Source organism: Clostridium sp. Cult2 (assembly GCF_021655075.1).
In the GTDB taxonomy this organism is placed as follows: Bacteria; Bacillota; Clostridia; order Tissierellales; family Tepidimicrobiaceae; genus Schnuerera.
Window position 1 is genome coordinate 1 of record NZ_PPXX01000099.1, and the last position, 704, is coordinate 704.

The window sequence follows — 704 nt, forward strand, 5'->3', positions numbered from 1 at the left end:
GCGTTGGATAAATTGCCCGATAACATCAGACAGGCTTTCGAAATGAGTCGTTTTAAAGATATGACGTATGATCAAATTGCGGGAAAGATGCAGATTTCGCCTAAAACCGTTGAATCGTATATCAGTAAAGCATTGGTCCTATTACGGATAGAACTCAAAGATTATTTTCCTCTCCTTCTTCTTTTTTGCCATTTTTTACGTGATCTGTGTTAAAGATATATAAATAAAGTTATTTTCAATAGGGTGTTTCTCGATTCGTTCGTCTATTAAGAAAGTTGGCATTTTAGAAGAGTTCAATAAATTTAGTCAAAAGTATAAAGTAAATCCATTTTATCAGGTAGAACAAGAACATGAGTGAAATTTTTGATGAGTCGCAAATTTTTTCTTATCTCGATGGCAACTTATCGCCGGATGAAAGAAAACGTGTTGAGGAATTGCTTCAATCCTCTCCCGAATTTCGTGTAAAATTTCAGGAGATAAGTCATCTTTATCGCCTTTCGGAGAATTACAGAAAGCAAAAAAGTATCGATGTTTCAGCTGCATGGGATACGTTGTCGCGAAAAATTGCGTTTTTGACTTTCAGAGAAAAAGTTTGGAATTTTACTCGCACGGCCGCTGCCATTCTTCTGCCGTTGTTTTTGTTGTATCAATATGTTTTGTTGCCTTCCGTGAATCGCAATATGCCGGAACAAACGATCACCCTT

At 36.5% G+C, this 704-nt stretch carries 2 protein-coding genes; both read left to right on the top strand.

Translation table 11 applies throughout. The annotated features are described in order from the left end of the window. Positions 1-213: sigma factor-like helix-turn-helix DNA-binding protein (locus tag C3E90_RS10465; protein WP_272879129.1), on the top strand; the 213-nt coding region annotated here is incomplete at its 5' end. Between the two features lie 137 nt (positions 214-350). Beyond that, positions 351-704: anti-sigma factor family protein (locus tag C3E90_RS10470; protein ID WP_236915616.1), on the top strand; the 354-nt coding region annotated here is incomplete at its 3' end.